Raw genomic sequence first — 19,700 nt, forward strand, 5'->3', positions numbered from 1 at the left:
GCCTCCTCAAGGTCGGGGGCGGGTGTAGTTAGGCATACCTAACTACGAGCTGGATACCATGTGACCACGCGCGAGACCCGAACGCAACATCTTGCCGACGTCTTGTCGGAACGTCCACCGGACGAGGGGCGCCGGTTCAGCCGGCGAGCACGCTCAGGTCGGCCGCCGTCCAGCGCTCGCCGACGCCCGTCAGCGTCACGTGCCGCACCTCGTCGGTGGTGTCGCCGACGGCCCGGTGGATCCGGAGCCGCAACCGGTCCTCGGTCAGCTCCTCGACCTTGCCCTCGCCCCACTCGACGACGATCACCGAGTCGGACAGGGAGACGTCGAGGTCGAGGTCCTCCATCTCGTCCAGGCCGCCGGACAGCCGGTAGGCGTCGACGTGGACGAGCGGCGGACCGTCGCCGAGGGACGGGTGCACGCGGGCGATCACGAAGGTCGGGGAAGTGACGGCGCCGCGTACGCCGAGGCCCTCGCCGAGTCCCCGGGTCAGCGTGGTCTTGCCCGCGCCCAGCTCCCCGCTGAGCATCACCAGGTCGCCGGCGCGCAGCACTTCGGCGAGCTTGCGGCCCAGCTCCCGCATCTGCTCCGGGGAGGTGACGGTGATCTCTGCGTCGGGGGCGGGCTCAGCCGGGCCCTGCGGTGCTGCTGGTGCTTCCATAGCCATCAACGGTAGCCGCTGCCGGCACCGCGCCCGCGCGGGCGAGCAGGTCGGCGAGGCGGTCGGTGACCAGCTCGGGATGTTCCAGCATCACCAGGTGCCCCGCGTCCGGGACCAGCACCAGCTCCGCGTCCGGCAGCAGGCCGGCGATCGCCTCGCTGTGCTCGCTCGGCGTGACGAGGTCCCGCACGCCGGCCAGCACGAGCACCGGCAGACCGGCGAAGAGCGCGAGGGCCTCCGTCTTGTCGTGGTCGTTGAAGGCCGGGTAGTACTCGGCGACCACGTCGATCGGCGTCGACTCGATCATCCGCTCGGCGAACCGGGCCACGGCCGGGTCGACGTCCCGGGACGCGAACGAGTACCGCTTGATGATCCCGGCGAACAGGTCCGCCGTCGCCCGCCGCCCCTTCTCCACCAGGTCGGCCCGCTGCCCCAGGGCCTTCAGCACGCCCGGCAGCACCCGCCGCACCGCGTTGACGCCGGCCAGGGGCAGCCCGAAGTTCACCTCGCCTAGGCGTCCGGAGGACGTACCGACCAGGGCCACGCCGACGACCCGCTCGCGGACCAGGTCGGGGTACGCGTCGGCCAGCGCCATCACGGTCATGCCGCCCATGGAGTGCCCGGCCAGCACGATCGGGCCCTCGGGGGCGGCCGCGTCGATGACGGCCTTCAGGTCGCGGCCGAGCTCGTCGATGGTGACCGGCCGGTCGTCCCGTACCTGAGCCACGCCCCGCCCGGACCGGCCGTGGCTGCGCTGGTCCCAGAACACGGTGCGGACGACGCCCCTGAGGGCCGCCCGCTGGAAGTGCCAGGCGTCCTGGTTGAGGCAGTAGCCGTGGCTGAAGACGACGGTCACGGGGGCGGGCGCCTTACGGCCGAACAGCCGCCGGCGGCGCCGGGTGAGCGCGGACTCCGCCTCCGGCTCGACGCCGTCGACCTCGTAGTACAGCTCGGTGCCGTCGTCGGCGTACGCCTTGCCGGGGGTCCCGCGCAGTCCGCCGTAAGGGCCCGCCGAGTCGAGGGCGAGCCGGGCCCTCTGCCGTATCCCGCGGCCGACGGTGAGCCGTTCTATCGCCACGCCCGCGGCGGCGCCCGCCGCGACCACGCCTATCGCGACGCCGGCGATGCCGGTCGCCCGGCGCCAGCCGCCGGCCGCCGCGTCCGTGGCGGAGGCGACGGCCGCCGCGGCGACGTCCGCTACGGCCTCCGTGTTGCTCTCGCTCACGTACCGCTCCTCTTCACCGGGCCGCTGTGCGGATACCCGCTGGTCGCTGATTCACCTGAACGCGCGTCGTGCGCGTCGTGCCGCTGACGGACGCGTCACTCGTTCACATAGACGCGCGGAACCCGGCTTCCGATCCGGGTGACGATCTCGTACGCGATGGTGCCCGCCGCCTGCGCCCAGTCCTCGGCGGTCGGCTCGCCGCGGTCGCCGGGGCCGAACAGCACCGCCTCCGCGCCCGGCCCCGGCCGGTCCCCGCCCAGGTCGACGACGAACTGGTCCATCGCGATCCGCCCCGCCACCGTGCGCCACTTGCCGTCGACCAGGACCGGGCCGGTGGCGGAGGCGTGGCGGGGGACGCCGTCCGCGTAACCGAGGGGGACGAGGCCGAGGGTGGTCTCGCCGGGGGTGGTGTAGTGGTGGCCGTAGCTGACGCCGTGGCCGCCGGGGACCTGCTTGACCAGGGCCAGCGAGGCGGCCAGCGTCATCACGGGGCGCAGCCCGAAGTCGGCGGGGGTGCCGATCTCGGGGCTGGGCGAGACGCCGTACATCGCGATGCCCGGCCGTACGAGGTCGAAGTGGGCCTCGGGGAGGGTGAGCGTGGCCGGCGAGTTGGCGATGTGCCGCACGTCGGGGCGTACGCCCTGCTGCTCGGCGTAGGCCGTCATCTCCCGGAAGAGGGTGAGCTGGGCGGCGATGGAGGGGTGCCCGGGCTCGTCGGCGCAGGCGAAGTGCGACCAGAGGCCGGTGACGCGGAGCAGCCCCTCGCTCTCGGCCCGCAGGGCCTGACGGACCAGCTCCGTCCAGTCCTCGCCGGGCTGGCAGCCGCCCCGGCCGAGCCCGGTGTCGGCCTTGAGCTGCACGCGCGCGGGGAGCCCGGCGCGCCGTGCCGCCTCGGTGACCTCCTCCAGGGCCCACATCCCGCTGACGGACACGTCGAGGCCGGCCTCGACGGCCTCCTGCCAGGGGCCGCCCGGCGTCCACAGCCAGCACATGATCCGCACGTCGTCCGGCAGCCCCGCCTGAGCGCGCAGCGCGAGCGCCTCCTGCGGGGTGGCGGTGCCCAGCCAGGTCGCGCCCGCCGCGACGGCCGCGCGGGCGCACGGAATGGCGCCGTGGCCGTAGCCGTCGGCCTTGACGACGGCCATGAGAGCCGCCCCGGGGGCCCGTTCGCGCAGTGCGCGGACGTTGGCCCGCAGGGCGGCCAGGTCGATCTCGGCCCGGGCCCGCGCCACCGCGGACCGCCGAGCAGCTCTCTCACTCATCGTGCCCCCAGTCTCTCAGAGCCCCCGGGGCCCACTTCCCCGCGGAACACGGATCGCCCGCGAGGTCGTTAGGGTTCCCGGCATGAGCATCATCGGGGTCGGGATCGACGTGGCCGAGGTCGAGCGGTTCGGGATGTCGCTGGAACGCACGCCGGCCCTGGCCCGGCGGCTCTTCCTGGAGAGCGAGTTGCTGCTGTCGAGCGGGGAACGCCGGGGTACCGCCTCCCTCGCCGCCCGGTTCGCGGCGAAGGAGGCCCTGGCGAAGGCGCTGGGCGCGCCCGCGGGGCTGCACTGGACGGACGCCGAGGTGTACGTCGAGGACAGCGGGCGCCCGCGGCTGCGGGTGACGGGGACGGTGGCGGCGCGGGCGGCGGAGCTGGGCGTGGCGTCGTGGCACGTGTCGCTGAGCCATGACGCCGGGGTGGCGTCGGCGGTGGTGATCGCGGAGGGGTAGGGCGGCCCGCTTCCGCGGACAGGCGGGCGCGGGATGACCCGGCCGGGGCTCACTGCGATCATGCGTGCATGGACGTGAGCGCGGGAATCGAGGACGTGGGTGCCGGGATCGGCATGGTCTCCGTTCCGCCGGGACGGGTGACCCTGTCGGACCGGCGGACGCGGCGCAGTTGGCCGGTGGAGGTCGCGTCCTGTCGGCTGGCGGCGTTCCCGGTCACGCGGGCCGCGTACGCGCGGGTCACCGGGCGGCCGCCCGTGGCCGAGCGGGAGGAGCGGCTGCCCGTCGCCGAGGTCTCCTGGGCGGACGCGGTCGGCTTCTGCAACTCCCTGTCGCGGCACGAGGGGCTCCGCCCGGCCTACCGCCTCGCCGACGACGACGGCGGCGGCGACGGAGACGCCGGTGTCACCTGGGACACCTCCGCCGACGGGTACCGGCTGCCGACCGAGGCCGAATGGGAACACGCCTGCCGCGCCGGGACGGACGGACCGCGCTACGGCGCCCTGGACGACATCGCCTGGCACCGGGGCAACTCGCGGGAGCGCGTCCACGAGGTGGGCGGCAGGCGGCCGAACGACTGGGGCCTGTACGACATGCTCGGCAACGTCTGGGAGTGGTGCTGGGACGTCTACGACGCGGAGGTCTACGGCACCTACCGGGTGCTGCGCGGTGGCGGCTGGTTCGACGAGCACTGGAGCTGCCGGGCCTCCGTACGGCGCCGCAGCCACCCGACGTTCCGGGTCGACGACGTGGGCTTCCGCGTCGCCCGTTCGGTCGGTGCCGGTGTGGGGGCCGGTGTCGACGCGGCTCAGTCGCCCGTCGGCTGAACCCGGATGTGCATCCGCTCGCCCTGCGCCCCGTACAGGGCGATCCACTCGACGGGCCCGTGCCCCGCGTTGGCGATGCCGTGCGGGACGCGGGTGTCGAACTCCGCCGTCTCACCGGCCGTCAGGACGAGGTCGTGGTCGCCCAGGGCGAGGAGCAGGCGGCCGGAGAGTACGTAGATCCACTCGTGGCCCTCGTGGGAGCCCTGGTCGGGGCGCGGGGTCGATCGGGTCCGCGCGACCGGTGGGGCGGGGAGGATCTGCTTGTAGGCGTGCAGCCCGTCGTTGGGGTTGCGGGTGAGGGGGATCCAGGTCTGGCCGTGCCGGGTGAACGGGCGCGGGTGGACGCGGGGGTCGCCGGTCCGGGAGCCGACCAGTTCGTCCAGGGGCAGGCGGTGCGCCCTGGTCAGCGGCAGCAGGTGCCGCAGTGCCGGCTCACGCTGTCCCGACTCCAGCCGGGACAGCGTGGACACGGAGATGCCGGTGGCGGCGCCGAGCTGGGCCAGGGTGAGGCCGCGGGCCTGCCGGATGGCGCGCAGGCGGGCCCCGAGTGAGGTCATCACCCGCGTCGTCTCGGCCGTCTCGCCGTCGCCCATGGGACAACTCTCCCCCATGCGGCCGTGCGGGGGCTCAGCAGACCGACTGGCTGCTGTTCACCAGGGTGATGTTGCGGAACGTCGTGTTCGTGCCGCAGGGGCTCTCGCGGACGGAGGTGTTCGTCACCGTCAGGTTCTGGACGGTGATGTCCGAGTTGTTGGCGAACTCGGAGCGGGCCGCGAGCCGTATCCCGCCGCCGCCCGTGACGCTGCCGCTGTGGGCGGCGAGGGTGACGTTGTGGCAGTTCTCGATCAGGACCGAGTTGTTGCCGGTGTCCGAGATGTTCACCCGGTCGATGACCGCGCCGCCGCTCTCCGAGACGCAGAAGACGCCCCGCCCGCCACCGCGCGCGATCACCTCGCCGACCCGGATGTTGGTCGGATAGCCGCTGCCGATCCGGCCGTTGCGGTTGGCCATGCGGAAGGCGGCGTAGCCGGTGCCGGTGCCCGCGCCGTCCGCGTCGACCCTGGTGACGGTGGCGTTGATCGTCTGGTTGAGGAGCAGGCCCGACTCGCCCACGTTCCGGGCGGTGACCGTGCCGATGGTGATGCCGTCCACGCCGTAGGTCTCCACGGCGTGGCTGGAGGCGCCGGAGACGTAGACGTCGTCGATACGGACGTTGCGGGTCCACTGGCTGGTGTCGCCGCGGTTGTCGATCCGTACGCCGAGGCCGGAGGAGAGGCGCATGTCGATCCGGCCGAGGACGACGTTGTGGACGTTGCGCATGAAGATGCCGTAGAGCGGGCGGCCGGTGACGTTGAGGTGCTGGACCTCCACGTCCCGGGTGCCGCGGGAGTAGACCGGCGCCTGGTCGCCGGAGCCGCTGCCGGTGACGTCGATGGTGCCGCAGACGTCGAGGACCGTGTAGCTCGGCAGCGAGATGCGCGAGCCCGCGGAGACGGTGCCGGAGCCGCGGACGACGACCCTTTCCTTGGCGGTGCGTCCGGCGGTCAGGCTGTTCACCGCCGCCTGGACGGCGGCACGCATGTCGCCGCCGGTGTGAACGACGGTGCCGCCGCGACGGGCGGTCCAGGTGCCGCCGCTGCGGACCGCCTCCGCCTGGTACGAGCCCTCACCGCAGGCGGCGGCGGTGCGGGTGGGGGCGGAGGCGGTGGTCGTCGCGGTGGCGGGGGCCGGGGTGGTGAGGGTGCCGGCCGTGGTGAGGAGGGCGACGGCGCCCGCGGTGGCGAGGAGAGCGGATCTGCGTCCCATGGGGGGTTCGTCCTCTCGTCGAGCCGATCAAGTCGAACGAGGCATTCGACTGAATCGATTCATCGTGTGGGGATGGGGAGTGTGGCAACGGGGCGTGGGAGCGTCAATGGGCAGCGCGGGGCAACGGGGTCGTGAACGTTCACGCCGTACGGGGAAGACTCGACGGCATGCGGACTGCGTACAGCGTGGAGATGGTCAGGAACGCCGAACGGGAGCTGATGGCACGGCTCCCGGAGGGGGCGTTGATGCAGCGGGCCGCGGCCAGACTCGCCGCCGCCTGCGCCGAGGTGCTCGGGCGGGTGGCCGGACGGGTCTACGGAAGCCGGGTGGTGCTGCTGGTCGGAAGCGGCGACAACGGCGGCGACGCCCTGTACGCCGGGGCGCGGCTGGCCCGGCGCGGGGCGGGCGTGACGGCGGTGCTGCTCACGCCGGAGCGCGCGCACGGCGGGGGGCTGGCGGCGTTGCGGCGGGCGGGGGGACGGGTCGTGGAGTCCGGGTCCGGTTCCGGCTCCGGTTCCGGTTCCGAAGCGGGGTCGGCGTCCGGGTCCGGGTCCGGGTCCGCAGCGGCGTCGGCGTCGGCGTCGGCGTCCGGGTCCGGGTCCGCCGAGGGAGTGATCGCGCGGGCCGACCTCGTCGTGGACGGCATCGTCGGGATCGGCGGCAAGGGCGGACTGCGGGAGGAGGCGGTACCGCTCGCCGACGCGGCCGCCCGGTCGCGGGCCGCCGTCGTCGCCGTCGACCTGCCGAGCGGCGTGGACGCGGACACCGGGCAGGTGCGCGGGACGGCCGTGCGGGCCGACCTGACGGTGACGTTCGGGGCGCACAAACCGGGGCTGCTGGTCGATCCGGCGCGGGAGTACGCGGGGACTGTGCGGCTGGTGGACATCGGGCTGCCGCTGCCGAACGACGCGGCCGAGCTGGAGGCGTTGCAGCACGCGGACGTGGCGCGGCTGCTGCCGGTACCGGGCGCGGAGAGCGACAAGTACCGGCGGGGGGTCGTCGGCATCGCCGCCGGGTCGGCCCGCTATCCGGGCGCGGCCGTGCTCGCCGTCGCCGGGGCGCTGCGGGGCGGTGCGGGGGCGGTGCGGTACGTCGGTCCGGCCGGGGACGCGGTGATCGCCCGCTACCCGGAGACGCTCGTGTCCGACCAGGGGCCGAAGCGGGCGGGGCGGGTGCAGGCGTGGGTCGTCGGGCCGGGGGCCGGGGACGACGCCGGGACCGTTGCGGAGGTGCTGGCCGCGGAGGTGCCGGTGCTGATCGACGCGGACGGGCTGCGGCTGGCCGACGCCGCGGCGGTGCGGGGGCGTACGGCGCCGACGCTGATGACGCCGCACGCCGGGGAGGCGGCGGCACTGCTCGGGGTGAGCCGGGAGGAGGTCGAGGGGGCACGGCTGGCCTCGGCGCGGGAGCTGGCGGCGCGGTACGGGGCGACGGTGCTGCTGAAGGGCTCGACGACGGTGGTGGCCGGGGCGGAGGGAGGCCCGGTACGGGTCAACGCGACGGGGACGTCGTGGCTCGCCACGGCCGGGAGCGGGGACGTGCTGTCCGGGCTGGCGGGGTCACTGCTGGCGGCGGGGCTGTCGGCGCGGGACGCGGGGAGCGCGGGGGCGTACCTGCACGGACTGGCGGGGCGGTTCGCGGCGGAGGGTGCGCCGGTGGGGGCGCACGATGTCGCGGGGGCGATTCCGCGGGCGTGGCGGGATGTGGCTCGGGCGAGTTGAGCGGGGTGTTTCGTGGAGCGCCGGTTCCGTAGGGCGCCGGGTCGTTACGGTGATCGCATGACACCTGAACCCGCCTCGGCGCCCACGGACCTCGCCGCGCTGCCCAGGGCCGAGTTCGCCTTCCCCGGTCCCCTGCGCGACCAGCTCGTCGCGGCGATCCTCGACGGCTCCAAGACGTCGACGACCGGCCTCGTCGTCGACTACGAGCACGAGGGCGAGCCACTGCCGGAAGCCGGGAGCCGCGAGGTGGTCGTCGACTCCCACGACCGTCCGGTCGCCGTCATCGAGGTGACCGACGTGCGCGTCGTTCCGCTGGCCGAGGTGGACCTCGCCCACGCGGTGGACGAGGGCGAGGGGTACACGAGCGTGGCCGAGTGGCGGACGGGCCACGAACGGTTCTGGCACAGCGAGGAGATGCGCGCGGCCCTGAACGACCCGGGCTTCACCGTGGACGACGCGACCCCGGCGGTCCTGCAACGCTTCCGCCTGGTCACCGTGGTGCACTCGGCCGACGGGTGACTCACTCCGAGCCGCGCTCCCCATGCGGCTCGTCCGGCTCCCTCCACGTGTCTCGGGCCGGAGTGTCCTCCAGGCCCACTTCCAGCAGTTCCGACCAGTACTTGGCTGTGGGTTCGTCGAACGCTCGGTCCCCGCCTTGACGGGCGGCGTCATGCCCAACGCCTCGAAGATCGGCGCGAGGACCTCGCGACGAGACGTTCACGCCGCCCGCGCGGCGGTGCCCAGTTCGCACCAGACGTACTTGCCCCGGTTGCCCTCCCTGGCCAGCGGCTGCCAGCCCCACACGTCGGCGCAGGCCCGCACCAGGGCCAGACCCCGCCCCTCCTCGGCGCCCAGGCCCCGTTCGAAGGGGAGCGGAGGCTCCGGCGGCGTCGGGTCCGCGTCCCACGCGCCGATCCGCAGCACGCCGTTGCCCGACCAGCGCACCCGCAGGGCGGCCGGCCCCTTGGTGTGCCGTACGGCGTTCGACACCAGCTCCGTGGCGAGCAGTTCCGCCACGTCGACCATGCCGATCAGGCCGTGCATCGTGAGGATGAGGCGGAGGGTACGGCGGCAGACGGTGACGGCGCGGGCGTCGTTCGGGATGTAGAGGGAGTACTCCCACGGGTCGGTTTCGGGCATGCGGCAACTCCTCTTCGACAGGGGTGGTTGAAGGCAGCGGCCGGTGTCACTGCCGCGTCCGCCGCGCAGGGCGGAGCGGTGCACTTCCGGCACCCTGGGACCTCACACAGTGTGCGATGCGTCACTGACGGTAGGTCTAACGGATTAAGTCTCGCAAGCCGCTCGCGTAATCTGACTCCGAACGAGTCGCGCCTACAGGCGCATTGAGGGGAGCGATGGATGGCACTGCGGCGCGAACCAACGGCACGCCAGATGCGCCTGGCAGTCGAGCTGCGCAGACTCCGCGATTCCGCAGGGCTCGCGACCCGGGAGGCGGCGACGCTGCTCGGAGTGAGCTCCGCCCAGATCAGCCAGATCGAGATGGGCCTCGCCGGGGTCAGTGAGAAGCGTCTGCGCCGGCTCGCCGGCAACTACGCCTGCACGGACCAGGCACTCATCGACGCCTTGGTAGCCATGGCGACCGATCGAACGCGCGGCTGGTGGGAGGAGTACCGGGGATTGCTGCCCACGCCGTTCCTCGACCTCGCCGAACTGGAGCACCACGCCACGTTCCTACGGGAGGCCCAGTTCCTCTACATCCCCGGCCCTCTGCAGACGGAGGACTACGCCCGCGCCATCTACACCGACAGGATCCCCGAACTACCCGGTGAGGACTTGGAGTTGCGTGTCCGACACCGGATGCAGCGGAAAGTGATCCTCGACGGCGACAAGCCCACACCGTACGAAGCGATCATCCACGAGGCGGCACTGCGCATCCGGGTGGGCAACCGTGCCACCCTGCGAGCCCAACTCGCCGACCTCCTCGAACGCTCCGGGTCAAAGAACATCACCGTGCGGGTCATCCCCTTCGATCTGGAGGGCTTCGGCGGATCCTGGACGCCGATGATGCTGGCTGGTGGTCTCGTGCCGAGACTCGACACAGCCGTTGGCGACACACCTCACACCGCAGTCCTCATCGATTCCGACGCACAGCTCAGCGTGCTCCGGACACTCCTACATAGACTGGAAGCCGCATCGCTGGACCCAACGCGTTCGCGTGACTTCATCCACAGCCTGGCCAAGGAAGCGTGAGCTCTCCGTGATCACCCCCGACAACTGGCGCAAGTCCTCCTACTCCGGCGCCGGTGACGGCAACTCCTGTGTGGAGATAGCCAGCTCCCCCGCCCACGTCGCCGTCCGCGACTCCAAGACTCCGGCCAGGGCCACCCTCACCTTCCCGGCCGGCGCCTTCGCCACCTTCATCGACGCCCTGAAGCCCGCTCACTCCACCGTCACCGACTTCGCCAGGTTCCGGGGCTGATCCACCTCGTTGCCCCGGGCCGTCGCCAGCTCGCAGGCGAAGACCTGGAGCGGGACCGTCGCCACCAGCGGCTGGAGCAGCGTCGGGGTGGCCGGGACGCGTACGAGGTGGTCGGCGTAGGGGACGACCGCCTCGTCGCCCTCCTCGGCGATGACGACGGTGCGGGCGCCGCGCGCCCGGATCTCCTGGATGTTGGACACGATCTTGTCGTGGAGCACGGAGCGCCCGCGCGGGGACGGCACCACGACCACGACCGGCAGGTCCTCCTCGATCAGCGCGATCGGCCCGTGCTTCAGCTCGCCCGCCGCGAAGCCCTCGGCGTGCATGTACGCCAGCTCCTTGAGCTTGAGGGCGCCTTCGAGGGCGACCGGGTGGCCGACGTGCCGGCCCAGGAAGAGCACCGTGTCCTTGTGGGCGAGGGAGCGCGCCAGCTCCCGTACGGGCTCCATCGTCTCCAGGACCTGCTCGACCGCGCCGGAGATCCGGGACAGGTCGCGCACGACGTCGCGGATCTCGTCGCCGTACTTCGTGCCGCGCACCTGGCCGAGGTAGAGGGCGACGAGGTAGCAGGCGACCAACTGGGTGAGGAAGGCCTTGGTGGAGGCGACGGCGACCTCGGGGCCGGCGTGCGTGTAGAGGACCGCGTCGGACTCGCGGGGGATCGTCGAGCCGTTGGTGTTGCAGATGGCGAGCACCTTCGCGCCCTGCTCGCGGGCGTGGCGCAGGGCCATGAGGGTGTCCATGGTCTCGCCGGACTGGGAGATCGCGACGACCAGGGTCTGCTGGTCGAGGATCGGGTCGCGGTAGCGGAACTCGCTGGCCAGCTCCACCTCGCAGGGAATCCGCGTCCAGTGCTCGATGGCGTACTTGGCGATCAGCCCGGCGTGGTAGGCCGTGCCGCACGCGACGACGACGACCTTGTCGACCTCCCGGAGCACCGCCGTGGGGATGCGCACCTCGTCCAGGCTCAGCGTCCCGGAGCCGTCGACGCGGCCCAGCAGGGTGTCGGCGATCGCCTTCGGCTGCTCGGCGATCTCCTTGAGCATGAAGGAGGCGTAGCCGCCCTTCTCTGCGGCCGAGGCGTCCCAGTCGACGTGGTAGGAGCGGACGTCGGCCGGAGCGCCGTCGAAGCCGGTGACCGTGACGCCGCCCGGGCGCAGCTCGACGACCTGGTCCTGGCCCAGCTCGACGGCGTCCCGGGTGTGGGCGATGAAGGCCGCCACGTCCGAGGCGAGGAAGGCCTCGCCCTCCCCCACGCCCACCACGAGCGGCGAGTTGCGGCGCGCGCCCACGACCACGTCCGGCGCGTCCGCGTGCACCGCGACCAGCGTGAACGCGCCCTCCAGGCGCCGGCACACCAGCCGCATCGCCTCGGCGAGGTCCGCGCAGGCGGAGAACTCCTCGGCGAGCAGGTGGGCGACGACCTCGGTGTCGGTCTCGGAGGTCAGCTCGTGGCCGCGCTCCGCCAGTTCGGCGCGCAGGGGAGCGAAGTTCTCGATGATGCCGTTGTGGACCACGGCCACCCGGCCCGCGTTGTCGAGGTGCGGGTGGGCGTTGGCGTCGGTCGGGCCGCCGTGTGTGGCCCAACGGGTGTGGCCGATTCCGGTCACGGCGGCCGGCAGTGGCCGTTCGGCCAGTTCCTTGTCCAGGTTGACCAGTTTCCCGGCGCGCTTGGCGGTGGCGAGGCCGCCGTCCGCCAGTACGGCGACGCCCGCCGAGTCGTACCCCCGGTACTCGAGCCGCTTCAGCCCGGCCATCACGACGTCGAGCGCCGACTGAGATCCCACGTATCCCACGATTCCGCACATGACGGGCAGCCTACGATCAGATTCGGTCGTTAACCGGCCTTCCCGTGCCCGAAATCGGAAATTCCCACCGGGGTACGAACGTCCCGGTGGGAATCTCAGGGGATCACGAACGGCGGACTCAGCCGAGCTTGGCGAGCTGGGCGTCGCTGATCTCCGTGGGGAAGGGGAAGTCCTTGCCGGTGCCGGCGGCGGCCAGGTTCAGGACGGTGAAGGAGGCGACGGTGGAGCCCTTGCGGGTGACGACCACCTTGACCGGGAACTCGTCGCCGTCGTCGCCGACCATCGTCAACGTCATCGCGACCGCCTCGTCGGCGCCGCCCGGCGCCTCGTTCTCGGCCACCTTGGCGATCCTGGCCGTCTCACCGACCGCGGTGAAGGTGAAGCCTCCGGCACACTTGCCCGCGGCCTCCTTCACGTCCTTGAGGACCGCCTCGGCTCCGCCGTCCTCGTAGGTGGCCAGCGTCACCAGGGCCTTGTCCAGGTCGAAGGCGGCACCGATGGACTCCTCGGTGACCTCGCCACCGGCCGGCTTCTTCGGGCCCTCGGTCCAGCTCCGCTTCGCGGTCGCCGCCGGCTCCCCCAGGGGGACGCCGGTCTCGGCGAGGGCGAGCGGCTCACAGGCCTTGTCGCCGCCCTTCACCTTGTCCTTGCTCACGTCGTCCGTCGCGGACGTCTTGGTGACCTTGCCGTTGTCGACGTCCGCCTGCGCCAAGGCGGCCTTCTCCAGCTCGGCGGCGGTGAGCGCCTTGGCGGCCGCGGGGGCCGCCGAGCCGGTCGCACCACCCTTGGCCTTGTCGTCGCCGGTCTTCCCGCCGTCGTCGTCGGACGAGCCGCCGCAGGCGGTGACGAGGAGGGTGAGGGCGGCGGCGGAGGCCGCGAGGGCGGTGCGGCGGACGGCGGTCTGTCTCACGTTGGACTCTCTCTTCCAGACGGCGGAGGCTCCGCACGTATGTGCGAGCACTGTATTCACAGCCGATTGACAGATGATCAGCCTTGCGCCACCCGGTACCCGACCGTGACACCGACGTGATCATCAGCCGCCTGGAGCGGGCGGGCGTGACACAGCCCACCTGCCACCCCGTTCGAACTCCGTTAACAATGGACTGTGATCTCTCCGGTCCCCTCGATACCCCGGAGCGCCCACCGGCAGCGGCCGGAGGCGTCTCCCTACGTCGACCTCACCCGCCCCGAGTGGAGCGCGCTGCGCGACAAGACGCCGCTGTCCCTCACCGCCGAGGAGGTCGAGAAGCTGCGCGGCCTCGGCGACGTCATCGACCTCGACGAGGTGCGGGACATCTACCTCCCGCTGTCCCGGCTCCTCAACCTCTACGTCGGCGCCACCGACGGACTGCGCGGCGCGCTGAACACCTTCCTCGGTGAACAGGGCTCGCAGTCCGGCACCCCCTTCGTCATAGGGGTCGCCGGGTCGGTCGCGGTCGGCAAGTCCACCGTCGCCCGGCTGCTCCAGGCACTGCTGTCCCGCTGGCCCGAGCACCCGCGCGTCGAGCTGGTCACCACCGACGGCTTCCTGCTGCCCACCAAGGAGCTCCAGACCCGCGGCCTGATGTCCCGCAAGGGCTTCCCCGAGTCGTACGACCGCCGGGCCCTGACCCGCTTCGTCGCCGACATCAAGGCGGGCAAGGGCGAGGTGACCGCCCCGGTCTACTCCCACCTCATCTACGACATCGTCCCGGACCAGAAGCTCGTCGTGCGCCGCCCCGACATCCTGATCGTCGAGGGCCTCAACGTGCTCCAGCCCGCGCTGCCCGGCAAGGACGGCCGCACCAGGGTCGGTCTCGCCGACTACTTCGACTTCAGCGTGTACGTCGACGCCCGCACCGAGGACATCGAGCACTGGTACCTCAGCCGCTTCCGCAAGCTGCGCGAGACCGCGTTCCAGAACCCGTCCTCGTACTTCCGCAAGTACACCCAGGTGTCGGAGGAGGAGGCCCTCGACTACGCCCGCACCACCTGGCGCACCATCAACAAGCCCAACCTGGTGGAGAACGTGGCCCCCACCCGGGGCCGGGCCACCCTGATCCTGCGCAAGGGGCCCGATCACAAGGTGCAGCGGCTGAGTCTGCGCAAGCTGTGACGCCGACCGGCCGTGCCGGTCAGGGGGCGGGGCTGTAGGTGAGCTCCTTGACCGGGTCGGTGAAGGAGTCCTCCACCGCCTGCCGGTGCTCCGGGTCCGTCCCGGCCTCGCTCTCGGGGCGCGGGTGGGGCGTCTCGAGCGCCTCTCCGATCCTGGCGCCCACGCCCGATCCCGCCGACGGCGCCGATCCGCCGCCCGCGGTGGAGCCGCCCACCGCCGGCACGTCCGGCGTGGCCTCCCGCGCCGCGCCGCCGCCCTGCGCCTCCGCCTGCGCGGACGTCGCGCCGGAATCCGCGCGCACCGCCGCCGCCTGCCACTCCTGCGCCCGGGCCACGGCCTTCCGTACGGCCTCCCGGTAGGCCGCCGCCCGCCGTGCGTCCCAGACCGCCAACTCCTGCGCGGCCGCCTGCCGGGCCACCGCCACGGCCGTCACCGAACGGCCCCCGTCCCACGGCAGAGTGGCGCCGGTCCCGGCTGCGGCCGTGCCGCCCATCCCCGCCCAGACGAGCGCCACCGACAGCGCCGTCCGAGCCCGCTCACGACTCCGGCACCTCACCAGAACCCCTCTCACCTCGGCCAATGCGCCCTGAACAGTAGTGCTCGCAGGTCTCATGGTGATCACGGACCGATGGCGCCCGGGACGCTCCTGCCGTCCCGGTCCACCGGACCCCGCACGGCTACGCTGCCGCCATGCTGCACCTGCGCCTGATCACCCCGGCCGACCGGACCGACGAGGTGGTCCACCTGATCGGCCGGACGGTCGGCACCACCCACCTGGTCGTCCTGCCGGGGTGCGCACGCGATCCCGAGGGCGACGTCGTCATGTGCGACGTGGCCCGCGAGGCGGGTGACGAACTCATCAGCCGCCTGAGGGCATTGGGCATCGACCGCAGCGGCGCCATCACCGCCGAGAGCATCGACCTGTCGCTGTCCGAGCACGCCGACGAGGCGGAGTACGGCGGTTCGAACCCGACGGCACCGCCGCCGCGTGCTCTGAGCTTCGGCGACACCAAGCAGACGGTGGGCTCGGCGAGCAGCTCCTGCTGAACCTGGGGGGGCATCATCCTGGCCGGCCCTCTGACGCTGCTCGCCCAGAAGGCTCTGTGGGCGACTCAACGGGGGCGACTCAGAAAGCCGGAGGGCGCCTGACGGCACGTCACTGCGCAAGCGCCGGGCAGGGACGCCCCCGGGGCGCGGGGCTCCGCTGATATGCGGCTCCGCCGCGTGGGCGCGACCGGCCACGACGGCGCCGCGGCCCGCGACGACACAGGAGCCCCACCCCCCGGCCCGCGACGACACAGGAGCCCCACCCCCGGCCCGGCACCGCGGAACTACCCCAGCGAGGACTTCACCGAATCGGCCAGCCGCCCGGCGACCGACCGAGCCTGCTCGATATCCGCCGCCTCGACCATCACCCGCACCAGCGGCTCGGTCCCCGAGGGCCGCAGCAGCACCCGCCCGGTGCTGCCCAGCTCCCGCTCGGCCTCCGCGACGGCGGTCGCCAGCTCCGCGGAGGTCGTCACCCGGGACTTGTCCACGTCCGGCACGTTGATCAGCACCTGCGGCAGCCGCTCCATGACGGACGCGAGGTCCCGGAGTGTACGGCCGGTCTGCGCGACCCGTGCCGCCAGCATCAGGCCGGTCAGCGTGCCGTCGCCGGTGGTGGCGTGGTCGAGGATGATGACGTGGCCGGACTGCTCGCCGCCGAGGGCGTAGCCGTGCTCCTTCATCTCCTCCAGGACGTACCGGTCACCGACCCCGGTCTGTGCGAACCGGATGCCCTCGCGCTCCATGGCGAGCTTGAAGCCCAGGTTGGACATGACGGTCGCGACGACCGTGTCCGAGCGCAGCGCGTCCCGCTCCCGCATCGCCAGCGCGAGCACGGCCAGGATCTGGTCGCCGTCCACCTCCGCGCCGGTGTGGTCCACGGCCAGGCAGCGGTCGGCGTCGCCGTCGTGGGCGATGCCCAGGTCGGCGCCGTGCTCGACGACGGCGGCCTTGAGCAGGTCGAGATGGGTGGAGCCGCAGCCGTCGTTGATGTTGAGGCCGTCCGGCACCGCGCCGATGGTGACCAGCTCGGCGCCGGCCCGCGCGAACGCCTCCGGCGAGACCCGGGAGGCCGCGCCGTGCGCCTCGTCGAGGACGATCTTCAGCCCGTCCAGCCGGTTCGGGAGGACGCCGACGAGGTGGGCGACGTACTGGTCGAGCCCCTGGTCGTAGTCCCGCACCCGGCCCACGCCGGCGCCGGTCGGGCGGTCCCAGGGGGCGCCGGTGCGGTGCTCCGCGTAGACGGACTCGATGCGGTCCTCCAGCTCGTCGGCGAGCTTGTGGCCGCCGCGGGCGAAGAACTTGATGCCGTTGTCGGGCATGGCGTTGTGGCTGGCGGAGAGCATCACGCCGAGGTCGGCGCCGAGGGCGCCGGTGAGGTGGGCCACCGCGGGCGTCGGCAGCACGCCGACCCGCAGCACGTCCACGCCGGCGCTGGCCAGGCCCGCGACCACGGCGGCCTCCAGGAACTCCCCGGAGGCGCGCGGGTCCCGTCCGACCACCGCGGTCGCCCGGTGCCCGGCGAAGGTGCCCGCCTCGGCCAGTACGTGCGCCGCGGCGACGGAGAGGCCGAGCGCCAGCTCGGCCGTCAGATCCGCGTTGGCGACACCGCGCACGCCGTCCGTGCCGAAGAGTCGTCCCACTTGTCCTCCTGAGGAAACGTCAATTCCGGAAGCGGCTGCCGGTGCGGCCCACGCAGTCGGCTCCCGTGGTCACGGACACGCGTCGCAACGCACCATCCGGCCATCCGATCACACAAGCCTTTGAGCTTTTGAACGTCTGAGCTACTGAACGTCTTGTGCCGTTATACGCCCAACGACGGGGATAGACGAACGCCCCGGCAGCACAGTGGCGTGCCGCCGGGGCGTTCGGAGTACGTTCGAGCGGGCCGAACAGCCCGCCATACGTACGTGCAGGCAGCGAAGCTTAGCGCTTGCTGTACTGCGGAGCCTTGCGGGCCTTCTTCAGACCGGCCTTCTTGCGCTCGACCGCACGGTCGTCGCGGCGCAGGAAGCCGGCCTTCTTGAGGGCGCCGCGGTTGTTGTCGACGTCGGCCTCGTTCAGGGCGCGGGCGACACCGAGACGGAGCGCACCGGCCTGGCCGGAGACGCCGCCACCGGCGATGCGGGCGATGACGTCGTAGCGGCCCTCGAGCTCGAGCACCTTGAAGGGCTCGTTGACTTCCTGCTGGTGCACCTTGTTCGGGAAGTAGTCCTCGAGGGTGCGGCCGTTGATCTTCCACTTGCCGGTGCCCGGGACGATCCGGACACGGGCGATGGCGTTCTTGCGACGGCCCAGGCCGGCGGCCGGCTGGGGCTCGCCGAAGGCGGAGGCCATGGACTCCGAGGTGTACTCGCCCTCGACGGGCACCTCGGACTCGGTGGTGTAGCTGTCGATGTCGATCTCTTCGAGCGGCTGCTCGGCAGTGGTCTCGGCCACGATGCTCCTCAGATTCTCTTCAGTCTTAGGGGGTGGCCGGAACTACTGCGCGACCTGGGTGATCTCGAACGGCTGCGGCTGCTGCGCGCCGTGCGGGTGCTGGTCACCCTTGTAGACCTTCAGCTTCGAGAGCATCTGACGGCCCAGGGAGTTCTTGGGGAGCATGCCCTTGATGGCCTTCTCGACGGCCTTCTCGGGGTTCTTGTCCAGCAGCTCGTCGTAGCGCACCGAGCGGAGACCGCCCGGGTAGCCGGAGTGGCGGTACGCCATCTTCTGGGTCCGCTTGTTGCCGGAGAGGTGCACCTTGTCGGCGTTGATGATGATGACGAAGTCACCGGTGTCGACGTGGGGCGCGTAGATCGGCTTGTGCTTGCCGCGCAGGATGGAGGCCGCAGTGGTGGCCAGACGACCCAGGACGACGTCCTGAGCGTCGATGACGTGCCACTGGCGCGTCACATCGCCGGGCTTGGGGCTGTACGTACGCACGGTTCGTAGCCTTCGCTTCTTCAGTGAGTGGTCCTGACATGGTCACCGAAGACGATCACGACAGCCGTGACCGCACCGCGGTGACGCAAACCGCGTGCAGGTCGCTGGTCATCGGTCCCGGTGGACCGGTGTAAGGGCCCCTCACGTGAGAATGAGCAAGCCAATACACATACGACTGTGCAGAATACCCGGGGCCCCATAGCCGGGTCAAAACGGAGTCGCCGGGGCGGGCTCCGGCTCCGGCCCGGGCCTCGCGCGCGCGTGGTCGCCGGGGGCCGCCGCACCGGCCCGGGCCCGCCGCGCGACCGTCGCCGCCAGCACGCACAGCGTGAACGCGTCCTTGAAGGCCCGCCGCCGCTCCGACTCCAGCCAGGGCCAGGTCAGCCCCGGCGCCTGGGGCACCAGCGCGATCCAGAACCAGGGCCCCCGGGCCACCGAGCCGGCGTACGGCAGCCCGGCGAGCAGCAGCGGCAGGACGACCAGGAGGTAGTGGTCGTAGGAGGGCCGGGAGACGAGGAAGGCCGAGAGCATCAGGCCCGCCCCGGTCTCCGCGAACCGCGGCGGCCCCGGGTCGGCACGGCGCCAGCGGACGTACGCGCACAGCACCCCGGCCCCGGCCGCCGCCACCGCGAGCCCCTGGGCGAGCGCCCCCGGCACCCCGAGCCGGGGCAGCACGGCCGCCGGGGAGGCCTCGTAGAGGCGGACGAAGCCGTCGTCGCCGTGCAGCAGGAACGGCAGGGTGCGGGTGAAGAAGCCGGCCGGGTCGGGCATCAGCAGCGCCGCCCCGCCACAGGCCAGCGCGGGCACCAGGGCGGCCGCCGCCAGCGCCCGCCACCGCCCGGCGAACAGGAAGAGCAGGAGGACCGGCGCGAGCAGCGGCTTGAGCGCCACGGCCGCGCCGATGACGGCGCCCGCCGTCGTCCACCGCCCCCGGCTCGCCAGCAGCAGGGCCAGCGGCAGGGCCGGCGCCGCCGTCACGGTCCAGTTGCCGAGGCGCACCAGGTGCCCGAACGGCGCGAAGCCCACCGCGAGCCCGATCAGCCCGAGGACCGCCAGCCGGCTGCCGAGCGGCACGCGGTGCAGCCGCAGCGCACAGGCCCAGCCCAGCGCCGGCAGGGCCGTCACCACGCACGGCACCAGCACCCGCAGCACGTCCGGAGGCAGCAGGGCCTGCGGGGCTGCGGCGAGCACCGCGCTCGGGAGGTAGAGGAAGTGCGGATCGTCGTACGGGGAGCCGCCGGCCAGCCAGGTGCGGGCGGCCCGCACGACGATCGCGTTGTCCATCCCCCCGTCCGAGGTCACACGCCCCGCGTGCACCGCGGACGCCGCCAGCACCACCACGAGGACCGCCCACGCGTGCCGGCTCGCCGGTCGCACCAACCACCCGGAGATGTCGTTTTTGCCCGTCCGCATGACCGGAACGCTAGGCGCT

The 19,700-nt window shown here is 72.6% G+C and carries 20 protein-coding genes and 1 pseudogene; 8 read left to right on the top strand and 13 right to left on the bottom strand.

The features are described from left to right. Positions 1 to 136: 136 nt before the first annotated feature. The 3 genes from tsaE to alr all read right to left on the bottom strand — a co-directional run bounded on the left by tsaE (position 137) and on the right by alr (position 3,148). Entirely contained in the window at positions 137 to 661 is a 525-nt protein-coding gene (tsaE, locus tag B1H29_RS14700; RefSeq protein WP_167392536.1) for a tRNA (adenosine(37)-N6)-threonylcarbamoyltransferase complex ATPase subunit type 1 TsaE, read from the bottom strand. Then, the gene (locus B1H29_RS14705) at positions 627 to 1,886 is read right to left on the bottom strand and encodes an alpha/beta fold hydrolase (RefSeq protein ID WP_055418333.1); all 1,260 of its coding nucleotides are present in this window, start codon (positions 1,884 to 1,886) and stop codon (positions 627 to 629) included. Before B1H29_RS14705 ends, tsaE begins: the two co-directional genes overlap by 35 nt. A gap of 95 nt (positions 1,887 to 1,981) precedes the next feature. Then, positions 1,982 to 3,148, bottom strand: a complete 1,167-nt coding sequence (gene alr / locus B1H29_RS14710; RefSeq protein WP_055418334.1) for an alanine racemase — start codon at positions 3,146 to 3,148, stop codon at positions 1,982 to 1,984. A gap of 82 nt (positions 3,149 to 3,230) precedes the next feature. On the opposite strand from alr, the gene B1H29_RS14715 reads away from it, so the two are divergent. Beyond that, entirely contained in the window at positions 3,231 to 3,602 is a 372-nt protein-coding gene (locus tag B1H29_RS14715; RefSeq protein ID WP_055418335.1) for a holo-ACP synthase, read from the top strand. A 68-nt stretch (positions 3,603 to 3,670) separates the two neighbouring features. Further along, positions 3,671 to 4,426 (top strand): formylglycine-generating enzyme family protein, encoded by a 756-nt coding sequence (locus tag B1H29_RS14720; RefSeq protein ID WP_055418336.1) that lies wholly within the window; start codon positions 3,671 to 3,673, stop codon positions 4,424 to 4,426. On the opposite strand, the gene B1H29_RS14725 is transcribed toward B1H29_RS14720, so the two are convergent. Next, positions 4,408 to 5,019: a helix-turn-helix domain-containing protein gene (locus B1H29_RS14725; RefSeq protein WP_055418337.1), complete on the bottom strand. Its 612-nt coding sequence runs from the start codon at positions 5,017 to 5,019 to the stop codon at positions 4,408 to 4,410. The two genes, B1H29_RS14720 and B1H29_RS14725, sit on opposite strands and share 19 nt — an antisense overlap. A gap of 34 nt (positions 5,020 to 5,053) precedes the next feature. After that, positions 5,054 to 6,232 (bottom strand): hypothetical protein, encoded by a 1,179-nt coding sequence (locus tag B1H29_RS14730; protein ID WP_055418338.1) that lies wholly within the window; start codon positions 6,230 to 6,232, stop codon positions 5,054 to 5,056. A gap of 167 nt (positions 6,233 to 6,399) precedes the next feature. Here B1H29_RS14730 and B1H29_RS14735 point away from each other — a divergent pair, with 167 nt between their 5' ends. Both B1H29_RS14735 and B1H29_RS14740 read left to right on the top strand, forming a co-directional pair. Next, complete coding sequence (locus B1H29_RS14735) at positions 6,400 to 7,953, top strand: NAD(P)H-hydrate dehydratase (RefSeq protein ID WP_055418339.1); 1,554 nt, start codon at positions 6,400 to 6,402, stop codon at positions 7,951 to 7,953. A 57-nt stretch (positions 7,954 to 8,010) separates the two neighbouring features. Further along, the gene (locus B1H29_RS14740) at positions 8,011 to 8,472 is read left to right on the top strand and encodes an ASCH domain-containing protein (RefSeq protein WP_055418340.1); all 462 of its coding nucleotides are present in this window, start codon (positions 8,011 to 8,013) and stop codon (positions 8,470 to 8,472) included. 198 nt (positions 8,473 to 8,670) lie between these two features. Here the strand turns inward: B1H29_RS14740 and B1H29_RS14750 are convergent, their stop codons facing one another. Next, positions 8,671 to 9,093: an ATP-binding protein gene (locus B1H29_RS14750; protein ID WP_055418341.1), complete on the bottom strand. Its 423-nt coding sequence runs from the start codon at positions 9,091 to 9,093 to the stop codon at positions 8,671 to 8,673. Between the two features lie 219 nt (positions 9,094 to 9,312). Between B1H29_RS14750 and B1H29_RS14755 the strand changes: the two genes are divergently transcribed. Then, positions 9,313 to 10,164: a helix-turn-helix domain-containing protein gene (locus B1H29_RS14755; RefSeq protein WP_055418342.1), complete on the top strand. Its 852-nt coding sequence runs from the start codon at positions 9,313 to 9,315 to the stop codon at positions 10,162 to 10,164. Between the two features lie 7 nt (positions 10,165 to 10,171). Then, on the top strand, positions 10,172 to 10,393 hold the full coding sequence (locus B1H29_RS14760; RefSeq protein ID WP_055418343.1) for a DUF397 domain-containing protein: 222 nt from the start codon (positions 10,172 to 10,174) through the stop codon (positions 10,391 to 10,393). Here the strand turns inward: B1H29_RS14760 and glmS are convergent. After that, positions 10,354 to 12,201: a glutamine--fructose-6-phosphate transaminase (isomerizing) gene (gene glmS, locus B1H29_RS14765; protein WP_055418344.1), complete on the bottom strand. Its 1,848-nt coding sequence runs from the start codon at positions 12,199 to 12,201 to the stop codon at positions 10,354 to 10,356. The two genes, B1H29_RS14760 and glmS, sit on opposite strands and share 40 nt — an antisense overlap. 118 nt (positions 12,202 to 12,319) lie before the next feature. Next, positions 12,320 to 13,111, bottom strand: coding sequence for a hypothetical protein (locus B1H29_RS14770; protein ID WP_055418345.1), 792 nt, complete (start codon positions 13,109 to 13,111; stop codon positions 12,320 to 12,322). Positions 13,112 to 13,306: 195 nt separating this feature from the next. Here B1H29_RS14770 and coaA point away from each other — a divergent pair, with 195 nt between their 5' ends. Beyond that, positions 13,307 to 14,296: a type I pantothenate kinase gene (gene coaA / locus B1H29_RS14775; protein WP_055418346.1), complete on the top strand. Its 990-nt coding sequence runs from the start codon at positions 13,307 to 13,309 to the stop codon at positions 14,294 to 14,296. Positions 14,297 to 14,315: 19 nt separating this feature from the next. Here the strand turns inward: coaA and B1H29_RS14780 are convergent, their stop codons facing one another. Beyond that, entirely contained in the window at positions 14,316 to 14,810 is a 495-nt protein-coding gene (locus B1H29_RS14780) for a hypothetical protein (RefSeq protein WP_055418347.1), read from the bottom strand. Positions 14,811 to 14,986: 176 nt separating this feature from the next. Here B1H29_RS14780 and B1H29_RS39330 point away from each other — a divergent pair. After that, positions 14,987 to 15,250, top strand: a pseudogene (locus B1H29_RS39330) (DUF389 domain-containing protein); the annotation flags it as partial. Positions 15,251 to 15,627: 377 nt separating this feature from the next. Here B1H29_RS39330 and glmM read toward each other — a convergent pair. From glmM to B1H29_RS14805, 4 genes are all read right to left on the bottom strand, one after another. Further along, positions 15,628 to 16,986 carry a phosphoglucosamine mutase gene (gene glmM / locus B1H29_RS14790; RefSeq protein WP_055418349.1) on the bottom strand — a complete coding sequence of 453 codons (1,359 nt, stop codon included), beginning with the start codon at positions 16,984 to 16,986 and terminating at the stop codon, positions 15,628 to 15,630. Positions 16,987 to 17,269: 283 nt separating this feature from the next. Beyond that, positions 17,270 to 17,782, bottom strand: a complete 513-nt coding sequence (gene rpsI, locus B1H29_RS14795; RefSeq protein ID WP_055418350.1) for a 30S ribosomal protein S9 — start codon at positions 17,780 to 17,782, stop codon at positions 17,270 to 17,272. A 42-nt stretch (positions 17,783 to 17,824) separates the two neighbouring features. Next, positions 17,825 to 18,268, bottom strand: coding sequence for a 50S ribosomal protein L13 (gene rplM / locus B1H29_RS14800; protein ID WP_003974239.1), 444 nt, complete (start codon positions 18,266 to 18,268; stop codon positions 17,825 to 17,827). Positions 18,269 to 18,475: 207 nt separating this feature from the next. Next, the gene (locus tag B1H29_RS14805) at positions 18,476 to 19,681 is read right to left on the bottom strand and encodes a glycosyltransferase 87 family protein (protein ID WP_055418351.1); all 1,206 of its coding nucleotides are present in this window, start codon (positions 19,679 to 19,681) and stop codon (positions 18,476 to 18,478) included. Positions 19,682 to 19,700: the final 19 nt, after the last annotated feature.

The sequence above is a fragment of the Streptomyces pactum genome (genome assembly GCF_002005225.1).
GTDB lineage: Bacteria > Actinomycetota > Actinomycetes > Streptomycetales > Streptomycetaceae > Streptomyces > Streptomyces pactum_A.

What these genes read in the sequence shown, in the direction of transcription:
- B1H29_RS14730 (WP_055418338.1), bottom strand. Translation starts at nt 6,232, where the DNA reads ATGGGACGCAGATCCGCTCTCCTCGCCACCGCGGGCGCCGTCGCCCTC.
- glmS (WP_055418344.1), bottom strand. Translation starts at nt 12,201, where the DNA reads ATGTGCGGAATCGTGGGATACGTGGGATCTCAGTCGGCGCTCGACGTC.
- B1H29_RS14750 (WP_055418341.1), bottom strand. Translation starts at nt 9,093, where the DNA reads ATGCCCGAAACCGACCCGTGGGAGTACTCCCTCTACATCCCGAACGAC.
- B1H29_RS14805 (WP_055418351.1), bottom strand. Translation starts at nt 19,681, where the DNA reads ATGCGGACGGGCAAAAACGACATCTCCGGGTGGTTGGTGCGACCGGCG.
- B1H29_RS14735 (WP_055418339.1), top strand. Translation starts at nt 6,400, where the DNA reads ATGCGGACTGCGTACAGCGTGGAGATGGTCAGGAACGCCGAACGGGAG.
- B1H29_RS14725 (WP_055418337.1), bottom strand. Translation starts at nt 5,019, where the DNA reads ATGGGCGACGGCGAGACGGCCGAGACGACGCGGGTGATGACCTCACTC.
- tsaE (WP_167392536.1), bottom strand. Translation starts at nt 661, where the DNA reads ATGGAAGCACCAGCAGCACCGCAGGGCCCGGCTGAGCCCGCCCCCGAC.
- alr (WP_055418334.1), bottom strand. Translation starts at nt 3,148, where the DNA reads ATGAGTGAGAGAGCTGCTCGGCGGTCCGCGGTGGCGCGGGCCCGGGCC.
- B1H29_RS14720 (WP_055418336.1), top strand. Translation starts at nt 3,671, where the DNA reads ATGGACGTGAGCGCGGGAATCGAGGACGTGGGTGCCGGGATCGGCATG.
- B1H29_RS14740 (WP_055418340.1), top strand. Translation starts at nt 8,011, where the DNA reads ATGACACCTGAACCCGCCTCGGCGCCCACGGACCTCGCCGCGCTGCCC.
- B1H29_RS14755 (WP_055418342.1), top strand. Translation starts at nt 9,313, where the DNA reads ATGGCACTGCGGCGCGAACCAACGGCACGCCAGATGCGCCTGGCAGTC.
- B1H29_RS14715 (WP_055418335.1), top strand. Translation starts at nt 3,231, where the DNA reads ATGAGCATCATCGGGGTCGGGATCGACGTGGCCGAGGTCGAGCGGTTC.